This window comes from Pluralibacter gergoviae ATCC 33028 = NBRC 105706 (assembly GCF_001598855.1).
In the GTDB taxonomy this organism is placed as follows: Bacteria; Pseudomonadota; Gammaproteobacteria; order Enterobacterales; family Enterobacteriaceae; genus Pluralibacter; species Pluralibacter gergoviae.
In genome coordinates this window covers 1-20,843 of record NZ_BCZS01000015.1, presented here as the reverse complement: position 1 = coordinate 20,843, position 20,843 = coordinate 1, and the positions used below count along the sequence as shown (strand labels likewise).

Below are 20,843 nucleotides of genomic sequence, written 5' to 3'. Positions count from 1 at the left end.
ATGAAAAAGGCGCTGCTGGTAGTCAGCTTCGGCACCAGCTACCACGATACCCGCGAGAAGAATATTGTTGCCTGCGAGCGCGATCTGGCGGCGAGCTGCCCGGATCGCGATCTGTTCCGGGCGTTCACCTCCGGGATGATTATTCGCAAGCTTAAACAGCGCGACGGGATCCATATCGATACGCCTCTGGAGGCGTTGCAAAAACTCGCCGACCTCGGATATCAGGACGTGGCTATTCAGTCGCTGCACATTATCAACGGCGACGAGTACGAAAAAATCGTCCGCGAGGTGCAGAGCATGCGCAGCCGGTTTACCCGCCTGACCCTGGGGAGTCCCCTGCTGAGCGGCCACGAGGACTACGTGGCGCTGCTGGCGGCCCTGCGTCAGCAGATGCCCGCCCTCGGCGGGAGGGAGAAAGTGGTGTTTATGGGCCACGGCGCGAGCCACCATGCTTTCTCGGCCTATGCCTGCCTCGACCATATGATGACGGTACAGGGTTTTCCCGCCCGCGTCGGTGCGGTCGAGAGCTATCCGGAAGTGGATATTCTTATCGACGCCATGAAGGCAGAGAGGATCGCCGCCGTACACCTGATGCCGCTAATGCTGGTGGCAGGCGATCACGCCATCAACGACATGGCCTCTGACGATGAAGACTCCTGGAAAACGCAGTTCAGCAAGGCGGGGATCCCGGCCACACCGTGGCTGAGCGGGCTGGGAGAAAACCCTGCAATCCGGGCGATGTTTGTTGAGCACCTGCAGCGGGCGCTGGATGCCGGGCAGGAGCGTGCGGCATGAGCGGTAAACTGTACGCCCTGAGCACCGGCCCCGGTGCCGCCGACCTGATTACCGTCCGCGCCGCCCGCATCCTGGGCTCACTTGACGTCGTTTACGCCCCGGCCGGGCGCAAAGGCGGCGACAGCCTGGCGCTGTCGATCGTCCGGGAATACCTTGGCGAGCAAACCGAAGTACGCTGCCGCCACTTTCCGATGAGCGCCGATGGCGCAGAAAAAGAGGCGGCCTGGGACGGCGTGGCCGCGGAGCTGGCGGCGGAGGTTGGCGCCGGAAAGCGCGTCGGCTTTATCACTCTCGGCGATGCCATGCTGTTCAGCACCTGGGTCTTTCTGCTGCGCCGTATCGGCACACCGCCCTGGCTGGAGATTGTGCCCGGCGTCACCTCTTTTGCCGCCATTGCCGCCCGCGCGCAGACCCCGCTGGCGATGGAGCAGCAGTCGCTGGCGGTGGTCTCCTGTACCGCACCTGAGGCGGAAATCGCGCAGGCGCTGCGCCAGCACGACAGCCTGGTGCTAATGAAGGTATATGGCCGCCTGGCCCGTATTAAAACTCTGCTCCGGGAGGCAGGTCTCCTCGACCGTGCGCTGCTGATGGCCGACGCGACGCTGCCGACGGAGCAGTGCTGGCCGCGCCTGAGTGAGATTGAAGACGACAGGCCACTGCCTTACTTTTCGACCATTCTGGTCAATAAGCAATGGGGATATGAAAAATGAAACAGGAACAACGATTAAAGCAGCTGTCGTTAAGCGGCCTTGCCGCCGCGCTGCTGCTGATGGTGGTGCCCGAGCAGGCCTTTGCCATGCACATTATGGAGGGCTTTTTACCGCCGATGTGGGCCCTGGCCTGGTGGGTGCTGTTTCTGCCCTGCCTGTGGTATGGCCTTGTGCGCCTGCGCCGCATCGTGCAGGAGGACAGCAACCAGAAGGTGCTTCTGGCTCTGTGTGGGGCCTTCATTTTTGTTCTGTCGGCGCTGAAAATCCCGTCGGTGACCGGGAGCTGCTCGCACCCGACCGGCGTCGGGCTGGCGGTGATTCTGTTCGGACCCGGCGTGGTGGCGATCCTGGGGGCCATCGTCCTGCTATTTCAGGCCCTGCTGCTGGCGCACGGCGGATTAACCACGCTGGGGGCCAATGGTATGTCAATGGCCGTGGTTGGACCGATCGTCGGTTACCTGGTGTGGAAGCTGGCCTGCCGGGCGGGCTTTCGCCGCGACGTGGCGGTATTTCTCTGCGCCATGCTGGCGGATCTTACCACCTACTTTGTCACCTCGATTCAGCTGGGCGTCGCCTTTCCCGATCCGCAAAACGGCTTCACCGGCTCGGCGCTCAAATTTATGGGCATTTTCTGCCTGACCCAGATCCCGATTGCGATCGCGGAGGGGCTGCTCACGGTGATGATTTACGACCAGCTGACCAAACGCCAGCTGATTAACGTACAAGGGGTCTGAAATGAAAAAAACGCTGATACTGCTATGCATGGTGATTGCGCTGGTGATCCTGCCGTTTTTCATCAATCACGGGGGAGAATACGGCGGCTCCGACGATCAGGCGGAAGGGCAGATTACCGCCGTCGATCCGCACTACAAGCCCTGGTTTACGCCGCTGTATGAGCCGGCAAGCGGCGAAATTGAGAGCCTGCTGTTCACCCTCCAGGGATCGCTCGGCGCGGCGGTCATCTTTTACATTCTGGGCTACGCCCGCGGCAAACAGCGTAATGATGACCGGGCTTGACAGGCTGAGCTATCGCAGCCGCTGGCTTCACGTTGCGCCAGAGCGCAAGTTTCTGCTCTGGCTACTGCTGATGGGCCTCGCCTTTACCCTGCCCCCATTGGGGCAGGGCGCTGAGCTGGCGCTTATTGCAGCGCTGACCTGCTGGCTGCTGCGTATGGGGCTCTGGCAGTGGTGCCGCTGGATGTCCCTGCCGTTCGGCTTTTTGCTGGTGGGGGTGCTGACTATCCTGTTCAGCGTCAGCCGGCAGCCGCACGAGCTGCTGGTGAGCGTTCAGATAGGGCAATACTGGCTGGGGATAGACCACGCCTCGCTTACCACCGCCAATAACACCTTCTGGCGCAGCCTGGCGGCGCTGGCATCGACCTTCTGGCTGGTGCTTAATTTGCCGTTCCCGCAGCTGATTATTCTGCTCAAGCGTGGGCGAGTGCCGCGCCTGCTGACGGAGCAGATCCTGCTCACCTGGCGCTTTATTTTTATCCTGCTGGATGAGGCGTTCGCTATTCATCGGGCGCAGACGCTGCGGTTTGGCTACGGCAGCCTGTCTCAGGGCTACCGCTCTCTCTCCATGCTGGTGGGGCTTCTTTTTTCACGCGTGCTGCTGCGCTATCAGCAAATGAACAGCGCGCTGGACATCAAACTGTATCAGGGTGACTTTCACCTGTAAGGATTCGCTCTATGCTCGCCACCCGGGAACTCTGGTTTCGCTATCAGGAAACGCAGATCCTCAAAGAGCTGACGCTGGATTTTTCGTCGCAGGCGGTCACCGGCCTTGTCGGGGCCAACGGCTGCGGGAAATCGACCCTGTTTATGAACCTCAGCGGTCTGCTTCGCCCCCAGCGCGGAGAGGTGCTGTGGCAGGGCAGCGCGCTGGACTACAGCAAGCGCGGCCTGATCGCGCTGCGCCAGCAGGTGGCCACGGTGTTTCAGGACCCGGACCAGCAGATTTTCTACACCGATATCGACAGCGATATCGCTTTTGCCCTGCGCAACCTCGGCGTTGACGAGGCGGAGATCGCCCGGCGGGTGGACGACGCCCTCACCCTCGTAGATGCGCAGCATTTTCGCTCGTTGCCGATCCAGTGCCTGAGCCACGGGCAGAAGAAGCGCATCGCCATTGCCGGGGCGCTGGTGCTGAAGGCGAAATATCTGTTGCTGGACGAGCCGACGGCAGGGCTCGATCCTTCCGGACGCAGCCAGATGATCGCCATCATTAAGCGTATCGTGGCGCAGGGTAATCACGTGGTGATCTCCAGCCACGATATCGACCTTATCTATGAGGTTAGCGACGCCGTATACGTTCTGCGTCAGGGGGAGGTGCTGGCCTCGGGCTCGCCGGGAGAGGTCTTTGCCCGCCGGACGCTGATGGAAGAGGCGGGACTGTGCCAACCCTGGCTGGTGAAGCTCCACACCGAATGCGGCTTCCCGCTGTGCAAAACCGAAGAGGAATTTTTTAACCAGGCGGGCGCGACGGCGCCTCAGGAGGCGCTATGACGCTGGCCGTTATGCTTCAGGGGACCGCGTCGGACGTGGGAAAAAGTGTGCTGGTGGCGGGCCTGTGCCGCATTTTCCGGCAGGACGGGCTGCGCACCGCCCCGTTTAAATCACAGAATATGGCGCTCAACTCCGGCATTACTCCGGACGGGAAAGAGATGGGGCGAGCGCAGATTTTTCAGGCGGAGGCCGCAGGTATTGCGCCTGACGTGCGCATGAATCCGGTGCTGCTGAAGCCTACCAGCGACCGCAAGGCGCAGGTGGTGCTGATGGGAAAAGTTGCCACCAGCATGGATGCGGTGAGCTATCACGCCTATAAGCCCCGCCTGCGGGCGCAGATTCTGGAGGTCTATGCCAGCCTCAGGCAGGAGTACGAGGTGATGGTGCTGGAGGGGGCGGGCAGTCCGGCGGAAATCAACCTGCGCGATCGCGATATCGTCAATATGGGGATGGCGGAGATGGCGCAGTGTCCGGTACTGCTGGTGGCGGACATCGATCGGGGCGGCGTGTTTGCATCCATCTACGGCACGCTGGCGCTGCTTCAGGAGGAGGAGCGAGCCCGGGTGAAGGGCGTCATCATCAATAAATTTCGCGGCGATGTGGCTCTGCTGGAGTCCGGGATCGGTCAGATAGAGGCGCTGACCGGCGTTCCGGTGCTGGGGGTCATGCCCTGGCTGGAGGTGGACCTTGAGGATGAGGACGGGGTGGCGCTGCAACAGGGGAAATACCTGCGCACCGGCGATCGCGATATCGACATTGCGGTGGTGCAGATCCCGCACATCTCCAACTTCACCGACTTCAACGCCCTCGCGGCCCAGCCGGACGTGCGGGTGCGCTACGTTCGCCGTCCTGAAGAACTGGCGGGCGCGGACCTGATTATCCTCCCGGGAAGCAAAAATACCCTTGGCGATCTGGTCTGGCTGCGGGAGAGCGGTATGGCCCACGCCGCTGTCCGGGCAAACCGCGACGGCGTGCCGGTAATGGGCATTTGCGGCGGGTATCAGATGCTGGGCGAAACCATTGTGGATGAGGTTGAATCCGGGCTGGGCACGCAGCCGGGACTCGGCCTGCTCGACATTGTCACCCGCTTTTCGCACTGCAAGACCACCACCAGCGTAGAGGGCAGGATGGCGGCGCTGCCGGGATGGCTGGCGCCCGCCTCGGATCTTCCGGTTAAAGGGTACGAGATCCACATGGGCGACACGACCCTGGCGCCCGGCGGCGCGCCTGCGCTAATGCTGGAGAAAGCCGGAGAGTTCGTCCCCGACGGCACCCTGAGTGAGGATGGCCTGGTGGTGGGGACCTATCTGCACGGGCTGTTTGACAGCGATGCGTTCACCCGCGCGGTGGTCGACAGCCTGCGCCAGCGCAAGGGGCTGGGCCCGCTGAATGTCGCTGTGGACTACGCGGCGTATAAAGAGGCGCAGTTCGATATTCTGGCCGACGCGATGCGCAGGCATATTGATATCGCCAGGATCTACCAGATTATGCGCGATCACCGGGAGGCTGCGGCATGATTTTAATTACCGGCGGCGCGCGCAGCGGCAAAAGCCGCCACGCCGAGCAGCTGGCCGCCGCGGCCTGCGAGCGTGTGCTCTATATTGCGACCTCGACGGTGACTGACGAGGAGATGGCGCAGCGCGTCAGCCAACACCGGGCGCAGCGTCCGGCCCACTGGCGCACCTGGGAGGGATACCGGGATCTCGGAGAGGTGATTCGCCACCGGCTTCAGCCCGGCGAGGGGGTGATGCTGGAGTGCGTCACCACCCTGCTGGCAAACCTGCTGTATGACATCAGCGGCGGAGCCAGTCCGGACCTCCTCGACTTCGCTGTCGCCGAACGGCAGCTGCAGGCGCAGGTGGATGACCTGATCGACGCCTGCCGATGTACACCGCAGCCGGTGTACATCGTCACCAACGAGCTGGGCATGAGCATCACGCCGGAGAATCGCCTCGCGCGCCACTTTGTGGACATTGCCGGGCGCGCCAACCAGGCGCTGGCCCGGGCGGCGGATGAAGTGTGGATGGTGGTATCGGGAATTGGAGTCAAAATCAAATGACGCTGAAAATGCTGTGGGCGACGATGCAGTTTATTACCCGCATTCCGGTGCCGGAGGCGTGGAGCCGCGGGGTTGAGTTCAAAGACTACAGCCGGGGCGTGGTCTGGTTTCCTGTGGTGGGGGCTGTCATCGGGGCGGGGGCAGGGCTGTGCTGGCTGGCGGTCAGCCAGACCGGGGGCGGAGCCCCGCTTGCCGCTGCCGTCTACGTTTTCGCCCTTGCGCTGCTGACCGGCGGTTTTCACCTCGACGGCCTGGCGGACACCTGCGACGGGGTTTTCTCCGCCCGCACCCGGGAGCGGATGCTGGAGATCATGCGCGACAGCCGGCTCGGCACCTACGGCGGGCTGGCGCTGGTGTTCTGCATCACCTTTAAAATTCTTGCCGTGGTATCGCTTGCAGCTCCTGCGGCTCCCGCACTGTTTGCCCTGCTCGTCTGCGGGCCCATCGTCGGCCGCGCGGGCATAGTGATGGCAATGTACCGGGAGCGCTACGCCCGGGACGGGACCGGGATGGGCAATGTCTATATCGGCCACGTCGCAGGCCGAGACGTGCTGGTGACGCTGCTTATTACCGCCGGGCTGGTGATCGGGTTGACGGGCGCTCGCGGCCTGCTGGCGGCGGGCGTCAGCCTCTGCGCCATGTACGCCATCAAGCGCTTTTTAAGCCGTCGCCTGAAGGGGCTGACCGGCGATACCCTCGGCGCCACGGAAGAGATGGGCGAACTGGTCTTTCTTCTGGCGCTGGTCTGGTTCTGATGCGCCTGTTTCTGGTTCGGCACGGTGAAACGCAGGCCAATGCCAGCGGCGTGTTCTACGGCAGCACCGATCTGCCTCTCACCCCGCAGGGCGAGGTTCAGAGCAGACGGGTGGCCGGGTGGCTATCGGCTCATCCCTTCGCGGAGGTGATTGCCAGCGGCCTGCGGCGGGCGCAGGACACGGCCCGAATTATCGTCGGGGAAACGCAGGTGATTGGCGTCGATCCCCGGCTCAATGAGCTGGATTTTGGCGAGTGGGAGATGCGCCACTATCGGGATATCGCCGCCGCGTATCCGCAGGCCTGGCAGGCGTGGACGGAGAACTGGCAGACGGCGACCCCGCCCGGCGGTGAGTCCTTTGCGGCGTTCCTGGCGCGAGTGCGCCGGGTTGCCGATGAAATAGGGGACCGGCCTGCGGGCGTGGACAGGCTGGTGGTCGCCCATCAGGGCGTTCTGAGCCTGCTCCTGGCCAGCTGGCTGGAGATGCCCCCCGAATCGATGTGGCGCTTTCCGTTCAGTCAGGAAGGCTATTCGGTCGTTGAAAACCGCGCCGGGTACTGGGTGCTGCGCCGCTTTAACAGCAGCGCCCCCTGGCAACAAGATAAATGAGAGAAAGCAGATGTGGACACTACAACAGCTGACGGCGGCCATCGCGCCGCTTGACGCGCAAAAAATGCAGCAGGCCGCGCGCCATATTGATGGACTGGTGAAGCCGACCCGCAGTCTGGGACGGCTTGAGGAGCTGGCGATACAGATAGCCGGAATGCCGGGGATCGCTGAGCTCGACGGCCTGCGTAAAGAGATTATCGTCATGTGCGCCGATCACGGGGTTTATGCTGAAGGCGTGGCAATTTCTCCCCGTGAGGTTACCCGGCTGCAGGCGCTGAATATGCAGCAAGGGGTAACAGGGGTTTGCGTTCTTGCCCGCAGCAGCGGAACGTCGGTGCTGCCCGTGGATATAGGTATCGACTGCGATCCTATCCCCGGTATGCTGAGCCTGAAGATTGCCCGCGGCTGCGGCAACATTGCCCGCGGGCCAGCGATGTCACGCGGGGAGGCTGAGCAACTGCTGCTCAAAAGTGCCTCTCTGGTCCGGGAGCGCGCTGCGCAGGGGATCGCCGTGTTTGGGGTGGGCGAGCTGGGGATTGCCAACACTACCCCGGCCTCGGCCATCATTAGCGTGCTGACCGGCAGCGACCCCCGCGACGTTGTCGGCCCCGGTGCGAACCTGCCGTTGCAGCAGCTGCGCCACAAAGAATCCGTCGTACGCCAAGTCATCGAGGTTAACCAGCCCGATGCCGGGGACGGTGTGGACGTGCTGGCGAAAGTGGGAGGATTCGATCTTACCGGCATGACCGGGGTGATACTGGGGGCTGCCGCCTGCGGCCTGCCCGTAGTGCTGGACGGCTTTCTCTCCTATGCCGCCGCGCTTGCCGCGTGCCAGATAGCGCCGGGCGTCAAATCCTACTGTATCCCTTCTCACTTCTCGGCGGAGCGGGGCGCTAAGCTTGCGCTGGATGCGCTCGGCATGGCGCCGTTTCTGTATCTTGAAATGCGTCTCGGCGAGGGGAGCGGTGCGGCGCTGGCCATGTCGGTCATCGATGCGGCGTGCGCAATGTACAGCCAGATGGGGATGCTTTCGCACAGCGGGATCGATCTTCCGGCCTGATCTGAAAAGAGCGCCTGCCGTCTGGCAGGCGCTCCGGGCGGGATTAACCTATTTTCCAGGTATCGGCCTCCACGCCGTTAATCAGCAGCCTGCGCCGCTCGCCGGCGGGCAGGGTTACCTTCAGCGCCTTCCACGCCGGACGCCAGTCGCCGCGCGTACTGACCTGCAGATTGACGGTGCTGGCGTCGCAGACCATCTCCCACGTCAGCCACAGCGCGTCGCCGTTTTTGTAGCCCCAGCTTTCGCCGTCGTCTTCAAACAGCATTCCGCTGTCGCAGCCCGCGCCCCTGCGCGGGAACAGCTTCAGCTCGCGGAAGGTATCCTCCGACGGCTTCACGTGCCTGATGCGGTCGCTCAGCGGCAGGGCGGCCCCGGCGCGCACCAGCAGCGGCAGTTTCTCCAGCGGGGCGTCAACGGTTATCCACTGGCCGCCAGAGAACCACTCTCCGGTGTAGAAGTCGTACCAGCCGCTTTCGTTGGCGGGCAGCCACACCGGGCGGCGGCGCTGGCCCGGCTCAACCACGCTTGCCACCAGCAGATCGTGGCCCAGCAGGAAATCATCGGTCTCCTCGAAGGTCTGCGCATCGTGCTCGTGGTCGAGGAAGGTCGGGCGCAGCATCGGCTCGTCGTCGGCGTGGGCCTGCCACAGCAGGGTATAAAGATAGGGCAGCAGGCGGTAGCGCAGCTCAATCGCGGCGCGAACGCACGGCGTAATGGCCGGGTACATCCACGGCTCGTTGACGGTATGGTCATCGTTCCACGAATGAATGGTAAAGCGCGGGTGCATTACGCCGTTCTGCACCCAGCGCACGAACAGCTCCGCGTCCGGCTTGTCGCCGGAGAAGCCGCCGACATCGTGGCCGACGTTGAATAGGCCGGAGAGGCTCATGCCTACGCCCATGCGGGTGTTGTAGCGCAGGGTCTCCCAGCTGGTGCGGTTATCGCCGCTCCAGGTCTGGACGTAGCGCTGCATCCCCGCACAGCCGGAGCGGGAGATCAGGTACGGGCGCTTCTCCGGGGCAAATTTCTGCTGCGCCTCCATCGAGGCGCGCATCATCAGCAGCGGCATCACCGGGCGGATATGCTTGATCGCTATCTCCTGACCGAAGCCGTGGCAGCGCGCCTCGCCGTCCCAGACTTCATATTCGTTGTTATCGTTCCACGTTGAATCAATGCCCATCTCCAGCAGCTGGGTGGTAACGCCCTCCTGCCACCAGGCAACGGTTTCAGGATGGGTGAAGTCCAGGTGCGAACCTTCATCGTCCCAGAACACCGAGCGCTCCGGCGCGTTGGCCTCTGAATCCTGAATGAACAGACCGCGTTCCGCCACCTCGCCGTAGCGCGGATGATCCTGCAGCAGGCACGGCTTGATGTTGGCCGCAAGCCGCAGGCCCGCGTCGTGGAACGCCTGGCTCATCGCCTTCGGCTGCGGCACCTTGTCGTAGTTCCAGTTAAAGACGTAGCGCTTGCCGTTAATCGAGGTATAGCCCGATGACAGCTGAAAAGAGTCGCACGGGATAGCGTGCTCGTCGCACAGGCGGATAAAGTTCATCAGCTGATTCTGGGCGTCCGGCGCGTCGGTGTAGTGCATGGTCGAGCCGCTGTAGCCGAGGCTCCATTTCGGCCCGAACAGGGTTTTACCGGTCAGGCGCACGAAGGCTTTGGTGACGTCCAGCACCCGGCGTCCGGTAAACAGGTAGTAGTCGATATCGCCCGCTTCCGCCTGCCAGCGGCGGTAGGCGGTGTGGTAGTTATCCAGCTCGTTGCCCAGATCCAGCCAGCAGCTGCTGAGGTTGTCGTAAAACAGCCCCAGGCTGACGTCGTCCCGGCGGGTAATGGTGAACGGAATGTGCTTATACAGCGGATCGGTGCTCGCCGCGTTGTAGCCCATCGCATCGAGATTGCGCATCTCGTAGCGCCTGCCGGTGCGCTGCAGATCGCCCGCCTTCTCGCCGAGGCCGTAGACGCGCTCGTCCTTCTGGCGCTTAAGGTAGTGGGCCACGCCGTCGCCGTGGGCGTTGACCAGATAGGCGCTGGTGGGGCGGTCCGCGGTGAGATACTGCCACTCGCCCGCGTCGTTTTTGTAGTGCCACTCCAGCCACAGCGGCTGGTGGACGGTGAGCTTAAGCTGTTCGGTGGCGATCGTCAGGCTGTCGTCCTGCTGCGTCAGGGTCCAGGCGGGCAGGCTGAAGCCGCTGAGATCCTCGCGCGGGCGGCCCTCCCACGGCACGTCCTGCCCGGGCGCAATGCTCCAGGTGCGGTCCAGCGCCAGTTCGCCGTTACGCTTGAGCAGTACGCGGAACAGGTTCTCTTCCAGCACGTACAGGCACAGAGTGTGCCGACCGTCGACCTTCAGCTCGGCGTGATGGGCGGCGTGTTTCTCAAGGGTCCAGTGTTTTAAGGTCTTCATTATTTATACATCCACTCTCAGGCGCGCGTAGCGGCGCGGCGTTCAGCAATAAATGCCACCAGGAAAAGAGCGCCAATCAGGTCAAAGAAACCCATGGCAATAAACAGCGGGTTGAAGCCGATGGTGTCGGCGGTGACGCCGATAATCAGCGAGAACAGAAAGCTGGCGATCCACGCCGCCGAGCCGCGCATGCCGTTGACGGTGGCCATCTGGCCCTTATCAAAGGACTCCACCACCAGCGCGCTCAGCATGCAGGAGATAATCTGGTGCCCGAAGCCGCCGACGGAGATCAGCGCAATCGCCACGTAGGGATTACTGGTAAAGGCCATCACCGCGAGGGAGATCATCAGAAACGCGCCGGTGATGGACGAGGCGACAATCGAGTTCACCCGGGTACAGCCGAAAACGCGCACGTAGAGTCTGGTCAGATAGCCGCTGGCGACGCTGCCGAGGTCGGCGGCGAGAAACGGCAGCCAGGCGAAGAGGGCGATCTGCTTGAGATCCATGCCGTAGGCTTTCGCCAGATACAGCGGCACCCAGAAGCTCATCACCGCCCAGGCGGGCTCGGCCATAAAGGCCGGAATGGCGATGCCGTAGAAACGCTTGTTCTTGCCGATGGCGCGCAGGGCGGTAAAGAAGGGCAGCTTAACCGGCGCAGCCTCGTTATCCTGCTGGATAAACGCCAGCTCCTCTTTGCTCAGGTTCGGGTGTTTGTTGGGGCTGTGGTAGAAGGCCCACCACAGCGCCACCCACACCAGCGCCAGGAGGCCGGTAAACATAAACGCGCCCTGCCAGCCGAAGGAGGCGTGGGCGAAGTAGATAATCGGCGGCGCCAGCATCGCACCGATGGAGAAGCCGACGCCCGCCCAGCCGGCGGCAATCGGGCGCTCGGACTTGGGAAACCACTCGCCGATGGTTTTGGCGTTGGCGGGCGTGGCCGCCGCTTCCGATGCGCCCATGCCGAAGCGCAGCAGGGCCATGTGCAGCCAGTTACCGGCGCCCGCGTGGGCGATACAGGCAGCGGCCCACAGGACCGCGCAGATGGCGAAGCCGAGCTTGAGGCCAATCACGTCGATCAGCCAGCCGCAGATCGGCTGAAAAAGGGTATAGGCGAGCTGAAAGGCGCCGACAATCCACGAGTACTGCTCGGTGGTAATGCCCAGCTCGGTTTTCAGCTCGGGGGCAAGAATGCCCAGCGAGTTGCGGGTGATGTAGTTGACGGTAACACCCAGCAGGAACAGCACCAGCATCCACCAGCGGAGGTTTTTCACCACCCGCCGGGTTTTGCTGACGGCTATCTCATTATTGATATTCTGGCTCATCGCGTTCTCCGTGAGTCGGCTACAGGGACAGGGGATGTTCGAAAGTTGTTACACCAAACCTGTTTTTATTGCCCGACATTGATGACTTGTATGGAAGTTGTCGGACAGCCTGACGTTAGAACATCAGGCCGGTGGGCTGTAGCGGTAAATTTGCAAAAATTTTCATAACTGCCGACGCCGACACAAAAGAGAGCGCTTGAGGCAGCTAAAATAGCGCTTTCTTTGGCGATGAAAATTTTTTCATTTTCAAATTCGAGTCAGATCACAAATTGGATAAAAAGCTCAAAATCGTCGATATCGCCGCCCGCACCGGGCTGTCGGCCAGCACCGTTTCCCGCGTGCTGGCCGGAAAAGCCAATACCAGCGAAAGGGCGCGCGCGAAGGTGCTGGCCTGCGCCCGCGAGCTGGGCGTGATGGAGGGTATGGCTGCGGGACGAATGCTGCTCAACAGCCTGCTGGTGTTTGCCCCGCAGCGCGCTTTTGACGAGCGCTCGGACATCTTTTACTACCGCGTGGTGCAGAGCATCAGCAAGGCGCTGGCGCCGCACGAGGTGCGCCTGCGCTACTGCGCGCTGGAGGAGAACGACGCCGACGCCAACCTGTTTCTGGCCCGCATCAACGAGCCGGAAACCCAGGCGGCGATCCTGCTGGGCATCGACGATCCGCATATTCACGACCTGGCCGCCGACGTCGGCAAACCCTGCGTGCTGATTAACTGCCGGGACGCGCGGATGCGCCTGCCCTCCGTCGCCCCGGATCACCGGCTTATCGGCCAGTTTGCCGCCCGCTATCTGTTCGACATGGGCCACCGCAGCGTGGTCAACGTCCTCTGCCTGCGGCGCTACACCATGGAACTGCGTCTGGCCGGCATCCGGGAAGCGTGGCAGGCCAGCAACCTGCGCTTTCAGGCCCAGCGCGACGTCATCACCACCCCGAGTTTCAGCGCCAGAGAGACCTGCGACGCCGTCACCGCCTGGCTGGACGCGCGCGGCGACAGGCCGCTGCCCACCGCCTTTCTGGTCGGCGGCGACTTTATGGCGGCGGGCACCATCGACGCCCTGCAGCAGCGCGGCCTGCGCGTGCCGCAGGATATCTCGGTAATGAGCATCGACGGCTTTAACCTCGCCGCCATTCAGGACGTGCCCCTGACCGCCGTTCACGTCCCGCGCGATGAGCTGGGTAGCGAGGCGGTGCAGATGCTGCAGCAGCGCCTGCTGCGCCCGGAGGCCCCGGCGGGAACGCTGCTGCTGCACGGCGCGCTGGCCGTGCGGGAATCGGTCAGGAGGATCAGGCCGGGCGGGGGGCGCACGGCGGTGGCGCGGGAAGGACTGTATGATGAGTAAGGCGAAGACGGCACCTGTGCAGTGCCGTTGGCTGCGCTATTTTTGCGGCAGGTTATCGTAAACGTCGAGGGCGCGGGCGGTGTACACCATGGCGGCACCGGCGTTCAGGTTAATCGCCACGGCCAGCGCCTCGGCAATCTCTTCGCGGGTGGCGCCGTGCTTCGCGGCGGCGTCAACGTGAACCGAGAGGCAGCCGTCGCAGCGGGTGGTCACCGCGACGGCCAGGGCGATTAGCTCGTGGGTCTTTGGATCGAGGTGCTGATGTTCCGAAACGCCTTTATCCATCTGCTGTACGCCTTTCATAAACTCAGGCTGCATTTTGGCGAATTTGCCGAGGGTGGCGAACAGGGTGCTACGGTATTCACTCCAGTTTAAAAACATGGCGAACTCCTTCTGGTTTTTTGTCTGAGAAATAACGCGATGGCGCGGCGTTATCGCCGTGCCGCTTATGAGACAGTACGCCGTCAGGCCGGAACAGAAAAGCCGTATTGTGTCTTAACTGTCGCTTCGGGGAGTGCTACTCCGCCATCCCCAGCGCGCGCCGCCCGTGCGCATTAAGTGCGCCGGGGGTAAAGCGGTCCTCCCAGTCTGCCTCGTAGTCTTCACGAGGAAAGTCGCCGGGGGAGGCGCCCGCCGCCAGCGCGTCCCTGACCTGTTCAGCATAGGCCAGATTCTTCGCGCACAGCGGAGCAGCGGGAATATACATCACGTTGCTCCAGCCCTGCTGATCCGTGACCGGGGCCACGGAGTGTATGACGTCGCAGTGCCACCACACGGAATCCCCGGCCTCCAGCGCCGGAATTGACGTCAGGGCGCGCATCAGCATCGGATGCCAGCGCTCAGAGACGGGCAGTACCCGGCCCGGCGCGACCCCGCACAGTTCGTCCTCCGGCACGTCGTCCAGCAGCGGGCGCAGCAGAATGTACGCCATCGCTTCCGGGATCGGAACGACGTGCAGCAGCCCCTGGTCGGGGATCATGTCTGAGAGCGCCGTCCAGCCCTGAAAGGTGCGAAACGCCGAGCATTTGGTGGTGTTATCCACCGCGTACTCTTCCACCTCGGTGCGATGAGCGGCGTCCCAGGGATCGTAGGCATCAATATTGCCGTTAAACACGCTGGCAAATACCTGCTGATAGGCGGGCAGCAGCCAGCGCTCCAGCGCCCCGGAGTCCGTGTGCGCCCCAAGCCCTTTCGAGGTGGTGCCCGGCGGACGGCGGCGGATGCGGTCCGGATAGATGACGCTGATGTCGGGATCGAACCACTGACGGCCCTGCGAATCGAAGCGCCACAGGCGGTTAAGAAACGACTGCGCCGCCGCCATTTCATCGCTCTGGCGGGCCTGCATCTGCGGCTGGGACCAGTAGATGGGATAGATTTCCGGACGCGATGCGCTGAGGGTGCCAAAAAAGTTATCTCCCGGCCCCTTATAAATCTCGCCGAAATGGTTGCGCTCGAGGTAGGCCATCATCTCGCGATCCCATCCCCGCGCCCGTTCGCGCGGAAAATGCTGGCGGATAACCGCGCAGCCCCGGCGGCGAATGGCCTGCCGCTGCGCCTCGCTGACGCTACCGCGGGCGATATCGGCAAAGGCAATTTCCGGCCAGACCGGCTGACCGGCGGCCTTCAGCGCGTCGATCTCCGCCAGCCGGGATGCTATCCGGGTAGAGAGCCGGGCAAATACGGCCTGTACATCGCCAATCTGCGCGCGCAGCGCCTGCTTCATTGCGCGGATGGCCGCGGGGGGATCCGCCGGGAGTTGAGCGTGGGTAAATGTGGGAGTCATACGCGCCTCTTTATTTCATTCGAAACTAATTTAATTTGCGTATGATAATTTAGGTTAAAATAAAGTTAATGCAAGTTAAAAAACTTGCATTGAGGCATCGGCAGCAGAAAAGGGGCCGGAGCCGGTGCTCCGGTCAGGGATCAGGCGTCAAACGGAGAGGCGCGATCAAGCACCGCCTGAATCACATTCAGCGCGCCGTCGCGGTTGTTGTCGTCGGTTTCGAAGCGGGCTATCGCCTTAATGTTTTCGCCGGCGTTGCCCATGGCAAAAGAGTACGTCGTCATCTTCAGCATCTCCGCATCGTTGTCGCTGTCGCCGATGGTCACGCACTGCCCGGGTGACAGATGCCAGTTCTTCAGCAGGCGGCTGATGCCGCTGGCTTTATGCAGGCCGGGGATAATCAGGTCGACAAAGCCGAAGCCGCTGGTCACCGGCTTCATAATGCCGTCCAGCGAGCGGTGCAGGCTCTCCACCAGCTCCGGGATGCGGCTGTCCGGCAGATTGAGGGAGAACTTAAACAGCACGTCGTCAATCTGCCGGTAGTCGGCCACCGGCTGCAGGCGGTGGTAGTGCTTCGACATCAGCTCGACGAACGCCGGCGGCGCTTTATCGCTGATATAAGCGCTGTTTAGCCCGCAGGCAACAAAATTCAGCTGCGGATCCTTGATCAGCTCCGCGAGCACCTGCTGCGACTCGCGCGCGGTCAGCTCGCCGTGGAACAGCTGCTGGCCGTGCTGATACACCAGCGCGCCGTTCTCGGCGACGAAGGAGATCCGATCCTGAATCTCCGGAAAGAAAGAGACGAGCTGCCAGTACTGGTTGCCGCTGGCAACCACAAATTCGATGTTGCGCTGCCTGAGCTGCGCAAACTGCGCCATAAAGCGCTGGCGATCGTACTGTTTGGCATCGTTGAGGAAAGTTCCGTCCATATCGGTGACGATAACTTTTACGGTCATACGGGGGCTCCTGGTGTAACTGCGACCGGGAGTATTGTAGAGAGATTGTGACGAAGAGCACAAATTTATTTCGAATGAAAGCGGCTCCTCTCCGTTTCAGAGAGGAGCCGGCCGGTTACAGCGTATGCTCCGTCCGCGCAATAATATCATCCTGCGCGTCCGGCGAGAGTGCGGTAAAGAACGCCGAATAGCCCGCGACCCGCACTACCAGATCCCGGTACTGGTCCGGGTGCTGCTTCGCCGCCAGCAGCGTCTCGCGCGAGACGATGTTGTACTGAATGTGCCAGCCCTTGTGCACCTCGAAGAAGGTGCGCAGCAGCGCCATCAGCTTCTGGCGGTCGGCGTCGTTGTCCAGCGTCGCCGGGTTGAGCTTCTGGTTGAGCAGTACGCCGCCCAGAATCGCCGCCGTGGGCAGTTTCCCGACGGAGCCAATCACCGCCGTCGGCCCGAGGTGGTCGGTGCCCGAGGCGGGGCTGGCGCCCTCCGCCAGCGGCGTGCGGGCCCTGCGGCCGTCCGGCGTCGCCATGGTGGCCGCCCCGAACGGCACGTTGGCGGAGATTGAGGAGGTGCCCGCGTAGTAGCCGCCGCCGATCGGGCCGCGGCCGTGGCGCGGGTTGCGGTACTGCTTCAGCTCGTCAATATAGGTCTGATAGGCGCGCACCAGCAGGGCGTCGACGCTGTCTTCGTCGTTGCCGTACTTCGGCGCGCCGTTGATCAGGCGCTGGCGCAGCTGTTCGTGGGTCAGCCCTGCGAAATCTTCCGCCAGCGCAGCGGCGAGCTGCTGCTGGCCGATAGCGCCCTGATCGAAGACCAGTTTCTTCACCGCCGCCAGGCTGTTGCCGAGGTTAGCGATCCCCACCTGCAGGCCGGAAACCCAGTCGTACTTCGCGCCGCCCTGTTTGATGCTTTTCGCCCGCTCGATGCAGTCGTCCACCAGCGCCGAGCAGAGAATATCCGGTACGTTCTCCTCCAGCATGGTATCCACCACGTACTCGATCTCAATCGACCGGCGGGTGTAGTAGCGGATCTGCGTGTCCCAGGCCGCCATTACCTGCTCAAAGTCGGTGAAGTTGCCCTGCGACAGCGCCTGCGCCTGGGGCAGGAACACCTTGCCGCTGGTGGCATCGCGTCCGCCCTCCAGCGCTGCCAGCATCACGCGGGCGAAGTTGATAAAGCTCATGCCGGTGCAGCGGTAGCCCCACTTGCCGCCGACGGCGGTTTCGATGCAGCCGATGGCGGCGTAGTCGTAGGCGTCGGCTTTCCCGATGCCGAGCCTGATAAATTCCGGGATAACAATTTCATCGTTATTAAACGCGGGCATCCCGAAGCCGCAGCGGATCACCTGCACGCAGGCGTCGAGGAAGTCGCCGCTCATTCCGGCGTGGTAGCGCACGCTGAGGTTCGGCTGGGTGGAGCGCAGGCGGCCGCAGGACTCCAGAATGGCGTAGGAGAGCGGGTTAACTGCGTCCATCGGCTCGCCGTTAATCAGCGTCTGGCCGCCGATCGTCACGTTCTGATACAGCGGGCTGCCCGCCGAGGCCTTCGAGTGGGAGCCGGAGCGGATTTTATTGACCTCCAGCAGCTTCAGCCAGCAGCCGTGCAGCAGCTCGATGGCCTGTTCCCTGTCCAGCGAACCGCTCAGCTCCACGTCGCGGCGGTAGAACGGATAGAGGTACTGGTCCATGCGGCCAAAGGAGACCGAGTGGCCGTTGGATTCGATCTGCAGGATCAGCTGGATGAAGTAGCACAGCTGCAGCGCCTGCCAGAAGGTCTGCGGCGGCCGGTGGGCAATCAGCTCGCAGTTGTCGGCGATGGCCAGCAGCTCATCGCGCCGGGCGGCGCGCGGCTCGGCTGCCGCCATCTCGCGGGCCAGCGCGGCGTAGCGCGCAATGTGCGCGCTGACGGCCTTGAGCACGATATCAATGCCCTTGAGGAACTGCTCGCCGTGCAGATCCTCAAGCACCGTCAGGTTAATGCGCGACCGGCGTTCGGCCACTTTTTCAATCAGACCGTCGAGCCCCTTCTCCAGCAGCAGCGGGAAGTTCACCGCCAGGTGGGCGTCGCCGGAGGTCATGTTGCCCTCGGCCTTGATGATGCCGGTCGCCAGCAGCGCCTTCTGCTCGTCGGTAAACATCCCGTAGCAGCGGTCCTGCACGGTCTGACCGCGCCACCACGGGCAAATTTCATGCAGCACGCGCTTGTTCTCTTCGCTGACCGCAAAGCCCGCGCCGGGCCTGTCGGCGAGATCGTCTATCTCTTTTTCGATCCAGCTTACCGTGTACTCCGGGAAGATAGGCGCGGCGCGCACTTCGCTTGCCTGGTTACCGACGATCAGCTCGTCGTGTTTGATCCACACGGTGCGCGCCGCCAGGTGGTGGGCCAGCGCCAGCGCGCGGCGCACCGGCAGCGGCTTGTCCATATTCTGCTGATACACCTCGGTATAGTGGCGGGCGCGCTCGGTGCACACCGGCGGCTTAACGATGTGGACCAGCGCGCGCTTGTGCGCGGTGATGCGGTCGGTGAGCGTGTCGAGCTTCAGTTGGGTCATGGTCTTATCCTCGTAGCGTCGCAGTCAGGCCTTTTTCGCCGGCGATGCGCTGGGCGTAGTCCAGCAGCGCCGGAGCATCGAGCGGCTTATCAGGGGCAGAGTAGGGCATATCCAGCAGGGTATATTTGCCGATGCCCAGAGTGTGATAGGGAAGAAAGTGGATCTCGCGCACCTTCAGTTCGCGGGCGGCAAAGTCGGTAATGGCGTCGATAGCGGCTTCGTCGGCGTTGAAGCCCGGGATCAGCGGCACGCGGACAGTCATCGGCTTTTGCGCCGCGGCGATGCGCTTGAGGTTATCCAGCACGCGCTTCGCCGAGCCGTCGGTCCACTGGCGGAACGTCGCGGCGTCAACGTGCTTAAGATCGGCGAGAAACAGGTCGATATAGGGCAGCGCGGGTTCGATATATTTCCACGGCACGTGCAGGCAGGTTTCTACGGCGGTATGGATGCCCCGTTCATGGGCGCCCTTCAGCAGCGCCAGCGTCAGATCCGGGTTCATAAACGGCTCGCCGCCGGAAAGCGTCAGCCCGCCGCCGCTGCGGTCGTAAAACGGTTTATCACGCAGGACGGTAGCCATAATCTCGTCGGCGCTCTTCTCCTCACCGCAGACCGTCAGCGCCTGCGTCGGGCAGCAGTCGGTGAGGGCGGCAAGCGCCTCCGGGGTCAGCTTCTGGCGGTGGATCAGCAGGCCGTTCAGCGTTCGCTCGATGACCTCAGGAGCCTGCTGCTGGCAGAGATCGCAGCCGTCGAGGCACAGGCGGGCGTCGTAGAGCAGATCCGGCGCCGCCGAGCGGCTCTCCGGGTTCTGGCACCAGCGGCAGCCCAGGGAGCAGCCCTTGATAAAAACCACGGTGCGGATGCCGGGGCCGTCGTGGGTGGAATAGCGCTGAATGTTAAAAATCATAGCTCGCCCTCTTGTTTCATATAAAGATTAAATAACTTTCGAATGAAGGTTATTTTGATGTTTATCAACTAAACGAGCGGTAGCGGCGTGCTATTTTTAAGCCATGCAAAATAACTCACATAAAGGAATCTGCTGTGGAACTCTATCTTGATACTTCGGACGTCGCGGCCGTGCGCTGGCTGGCGCGCATTTTCCCGCTGGCGGGCGTCACCACCAATCCGAGCATTGTTGCCGCGGGCAGCAGGCCGCTCGACGCGCTGCTGCCCGCGCTGCGCGACGCGCTGGGCGGGCAGGGCAGGCTGTTCGCCCAGGTGCTGGCGAACGATGCCGATGAGATGGTGGCCGAGGCCAAAAGGCTGCGCGGCATGGTGACGGATATCGTGGTCAAGGTGCCGGTGACGGCGCAGGGGCTGGCGGCGATTAAGATGCTTAAGCAGGAGGGCATCCCGACGCTCGGCACCGCCGTGTACGGCGCGGCCCAGGGACTGATGGCGGCGCTGGCCGGCGCGGACTATGTCGCGCCCTACGTTAATCGCATCGACGCCCAGGGCGGCAGCGGTATCCGCAGCGTGGAGGAGCTTCAGCAGCTGCTGGCGCTGCACGCCCCGCAGGCGAAGGTGCTGGCGGCGAGTTTTAAGACTCCGCGCCAGGCGCTGGACTGCCTGCTGGCGGGCTGCCAGGCGATTACCCTGCCGCTTGATGTCGCGCAGCAGATGATTGCCTCGCCGGCGGTGGACGCGGCGGTAGAGAAGTTTGCGGTGGAGTGGGAAGGAGCGTTCGGCAGGCGGGGGCTGTAGCCGGGTGCGCTCTCTCCCTCATGGGCTGTCTCTTATACACAACTCTTCAGTTCATTGGAGAAATCAGGCAGACGCTTATCCCGGCTGAGGGTTTTAAATTCCGGCTAAAAATCGCCTCAGATTCTGACGTCTGGCCGGGGCAGCCCGCAGGGATGCGGGCTGAGGGCGCGACTTACAGGGATGTTGCATCGCGCCCGTACCCGAAAGCCAGATGTCAGAATCTGAGGTTCCGCGCAGCGGCGATTTTTGTTGCCGGGAGCCGGGATTGTCAAGGGAGCGGCGGCT

Annotated in this window: 20 protein-coding genes; 13 read left to right on the top strand and 7 right to left on the bottom strand. The window is 62.8% G+C overall.

What is annotated here, in order from left to right; translation table 11 throughout:
- From cbiK to cobT, 11 genes are read left to right on the top strand one after another with little or no spacing between them, the layout of a single operon-like run.
- Positions 1 to 795 (top strand): sirohydrochlorin cobaltochelatase, encoded by a 795-nt coding sequence (gene cbiK / locus ENGE1_RS15470; RefSeq protein ID WP_043084983.1) that lies wholly within the window; start codon positions 1 to 3, stop codon positions 793 to 795.
- A complete protein-coding gene (locus ENGE1_RS15465; RefSeq protein ID WP_048253121.1) occupies positions 792 to 1,505 on the top strand; it encodes a cobalt-factor II C(20)-methyltransferase in 714 nt (237 codons plus the stop codon). The genes cbiK and ENGE1_RS15465 overlap by 4 nt, the downstream gene beginning before the upstream one ends.
- Positions 1,502 to 2,239 carry a cobalt ECF transporter S component CbiM gene (gene cbiM, locus ENGE1_RS15460; protein WP_043084979.1) on the top strand — a complete coding sequence of 246 codons (738 nt, stop codon included), beginning with the start codon at positions 1,502 to 1,504 and terminating at the stop codon, positions 2,237 to 2,239. Before ENGE1_RS15465 ends, cbiM begins: the two co-directional genes overlap by 4 nt.
- Before the next feature lies 1 nt (position 2,240).
- Positions 2,241 to 2,522 carry an energy-coupling factor ABC transporter substrate-binding protein gene (locus ENGE1_RS15455; RefSeq protein WP_048253122.1) on the top strand — a complete coding sequence of 94 codons (282 nt, stop codon included), beginning with the start codon at positions 2,241 to 2,243 and terminating at the stop codon, positions 2,520 to 2,522.
- Positions 2,509 to 3,186: an energy-coupling factor ABC transporter transmembrane protein gene (locus ENGE1_RS15450; protein ID WP_048253142.1), complete on the top strand. Its 678-nt coding sequence runs from the start codon at positions 2,509 to 2,511 to the stop codon at positions 3,184 to 3,186. Before ENGE1_RS15455 ends, ENGE1_RS15450 begins: the two co-directional genes overlap by 14 nt.
- Positions 3,187 to 3,197: 11 nt before the next feature.
- Positions 3,198 to 4,013, top strand: a complete 816-nt coding sequence (locus ENGE1_RS15445) for an energy-coupling factor ABC transporter ATP-binding protein (RefSeq protein ID WP_064360654.1) — start codon at positions 3,198 to 3,200, stop codon at positions 4,011 to 4,013.
- Complete coding sequence (locus tag ENGE1_RS15440; protein WP_048273010.1) at positions 4,010 to 5,530, top strand: cobyric acid synthase; 1,521 nt, start codon at positions 4,010 to 4,012, stop codon at positions 5,528 to 5,530. The genes ENGE1_RS15445 and ENGE1_RS15440 overlap by 4 nt, the downstream gene beginning before the upstream one ends.
- Positions 5,527 to 6,072, top strand: a complete 546-nt coding sequence (gene cobU / locus ENGE1_RS15435) for a bifunctional adenosylcobinamide kinase/adenosylcobinamide-phosphate guanylyltransferase (protein ID WP_048253125.1) — start codon at positions 5,527 to 5,529, stop codon at positions 6,070 to 6,072. Before ENGE1_RS15440 ends, cobU begins: the two co-directional genes overlap by 4 nt.
- Positions 6,069 to 6,827, top strand: a complete 759-nt coding sequence (cobS, locus tag ENGE1_RS15430; RefSeq protein WP_048253126.1) for an adenosylcobinamide-GDP ribazoletransferase — start codon at positions 6,069 to 6,071, stop codon at positions 6,825 to 6,827. The genes cobU and cobS overlap by 4 nt, the downstream gene beginning before the upstream one ends.
- Positions 6,827 to 7,435, top strand: coding sequence for an alpha-ribazole phosphatase (gene cobC / locus ENGE1_RS15425; protein WP_052097954.1), 609 nt, complete (start codon positions 6,827 to 6,829; stop codon positions 7,433 to 7,435). The genes cobS and cobC overlap by 1 nt, the downstream gene beginning before the upstream one ends.
- Positions 7,436 to 7,445: 10 nt before the next feature.
- Entirely contained in the window at positions 7,446 to 8,495 is a 1,050-nt protein-coding gene (gene cobT / locus ENGE1_RS15420; RefSeq protein WP_043084966.1) for a nicotinate-nucleotide--dimethylbenzimidazole phosphoribosyltransferase, read from the top strand.
- Between the two features lie 43 nt (positions 8,496 to 8,538).
- On the opposite strand, the gene ENGE1_RS15415 is transcribed toward cobT, so the two are convergent.
- Positions 8,539 to 10,905: a glycoside hydrolase family 31 protein gene (locus ENGE1_RS15415; protein ID WP_048253127.1), complete on the bottom strand. Its 2,367-nt coding sequence runs from the start codon at positions 10,903 to 10,905 to the stop codon at positions 8,539 to 8,541.
- A gap of 17 nt (positions 10,906 to 10,922) precedes the next feature.
- The gene (locus ENGE1_RS15410; protein WP_048253128.1) at positions 10,923 to 12,227 is read right to left on the bottom strand and encodes an MFS transporter; all 1,305 of its coding nucleotides are present in this window, start codon (positions 12,225 to 12,227) and stop codon (positions 10,923 to 10,925) included.
- Between the two features lie 242 nt (positions 12,228 to 12,469).
- Between ENGE1_RS15410 and ENGE1_RS15405 the strand changes: the two genes are divergently transcribed.
- Complete coding sequence (locus tag ENGE1_RS15405) at positions 12,470 to 13,570, top strand: LacI family DNA-binding transcriptional regulator (protein WP_071883415.1); 1,101 nt, start codon at positions 12,470 to 12,472, stop codon at positions 13,568 to 13,570.
- 36 nt (positions 13,571 to 13,606) lie between these two features.
- Here the strand turns inward: ENGE1_RS15405 and ENGE1_RS15400 are convergent, their stop codons facing one another.
- From ENGE1_RS15400 to ENGE1_RS15380, 5 genes are all read right to left on the bottom strand, one after another.
- Positions 13,607 to 13,951 (bottom strand): carboxymuconolactone decarboxylase family protein, encoded by a 345-nt coding sequence (locus ENGE1_RS15400; RefSeq protein WP_043084958.1) that lies wholly within the window; start codon positions 13,949 to 13,951, stop codon positions 13,607 to 13,609.
- A 136-nt stretch (positions 13,952 to 14,087) separates the two neighbouring features.
- Positions 14,088 to 15,353 carry a DUF1479 domain-containing protein gene (locus tag ENGE1_RS15395; protein ID WP_048253129.1) on the bottom strand — a complete coding sequence of 422 codons (1,266 nt, stop codon included), beginning with the start codon at positions 15,351 to 15,353 and terminating at the stop codon, positions 14,088 to 14,090.
- A 140-nt stretch (positions 15,354 to 15,493) separates the two neighbouring features.
- Positions 15,494 to 16,309 (bottom strand): Cof-type HAD-IIB family hydrolase, encoded by an 816-nt coding sequence (locus tag ENGE1_RS15390; RefSeq protein ID WP_048253130.1) that lies wholly within the window; start codon positions 16,307 to 16,309, stop codon positions 15,494 to 15,496.
- Between the two features lie 115 nt (positions 16,310 to 16,424).
- The gene (locus tag ENGE1_RS15385) at positions 16,425 to 18,857 is read right to left on the bottom strand and encodes a formate C-acetyltransferase/glycerol dehydratase family glycyl radical enzyme (protein ID WP_043084947.1); all 2,433 of its coding nucleotides are present in this window, start codon (positions 18,855 to 18,857) and stop codon (positions 16,425 to 16,427) included.
- A 4-nt stretch (positions 18,858 to 18,861) separates the two neighbouring features.
- Complete coding sequence (locus ENGE1_RS15380) at positions 18,862 to 19,761, bottom strand: glycyl-radical enzyme activating protein (RefSeq protein WP_048253131.1); 900 nt, start codon at positions 19,759 to 19,761, stop codon at positions 18,862 to 18,864.
- A 134-nt stretch (positions 19,762 to 19,895) separates the two neighbouring features.
- On the opposite strand from ENGE1_RS15380, the gene fsa reads away from it, so the two are divergent.
- Positions 19,896 to 20,558, top strand: coding sequence for a fructose-6-phosphate aldolase (gene fsa / locus ENGE1_RS15375; RefSeq protein WP_048253132.1), 663 nt, complete (start codon positions 19,896 to 19,898; stop codon positions 20,556 to 20,558).
- The last annotated feature ends 285 nt before the right edge of the window (positions 20,559 to 20,843 follow it).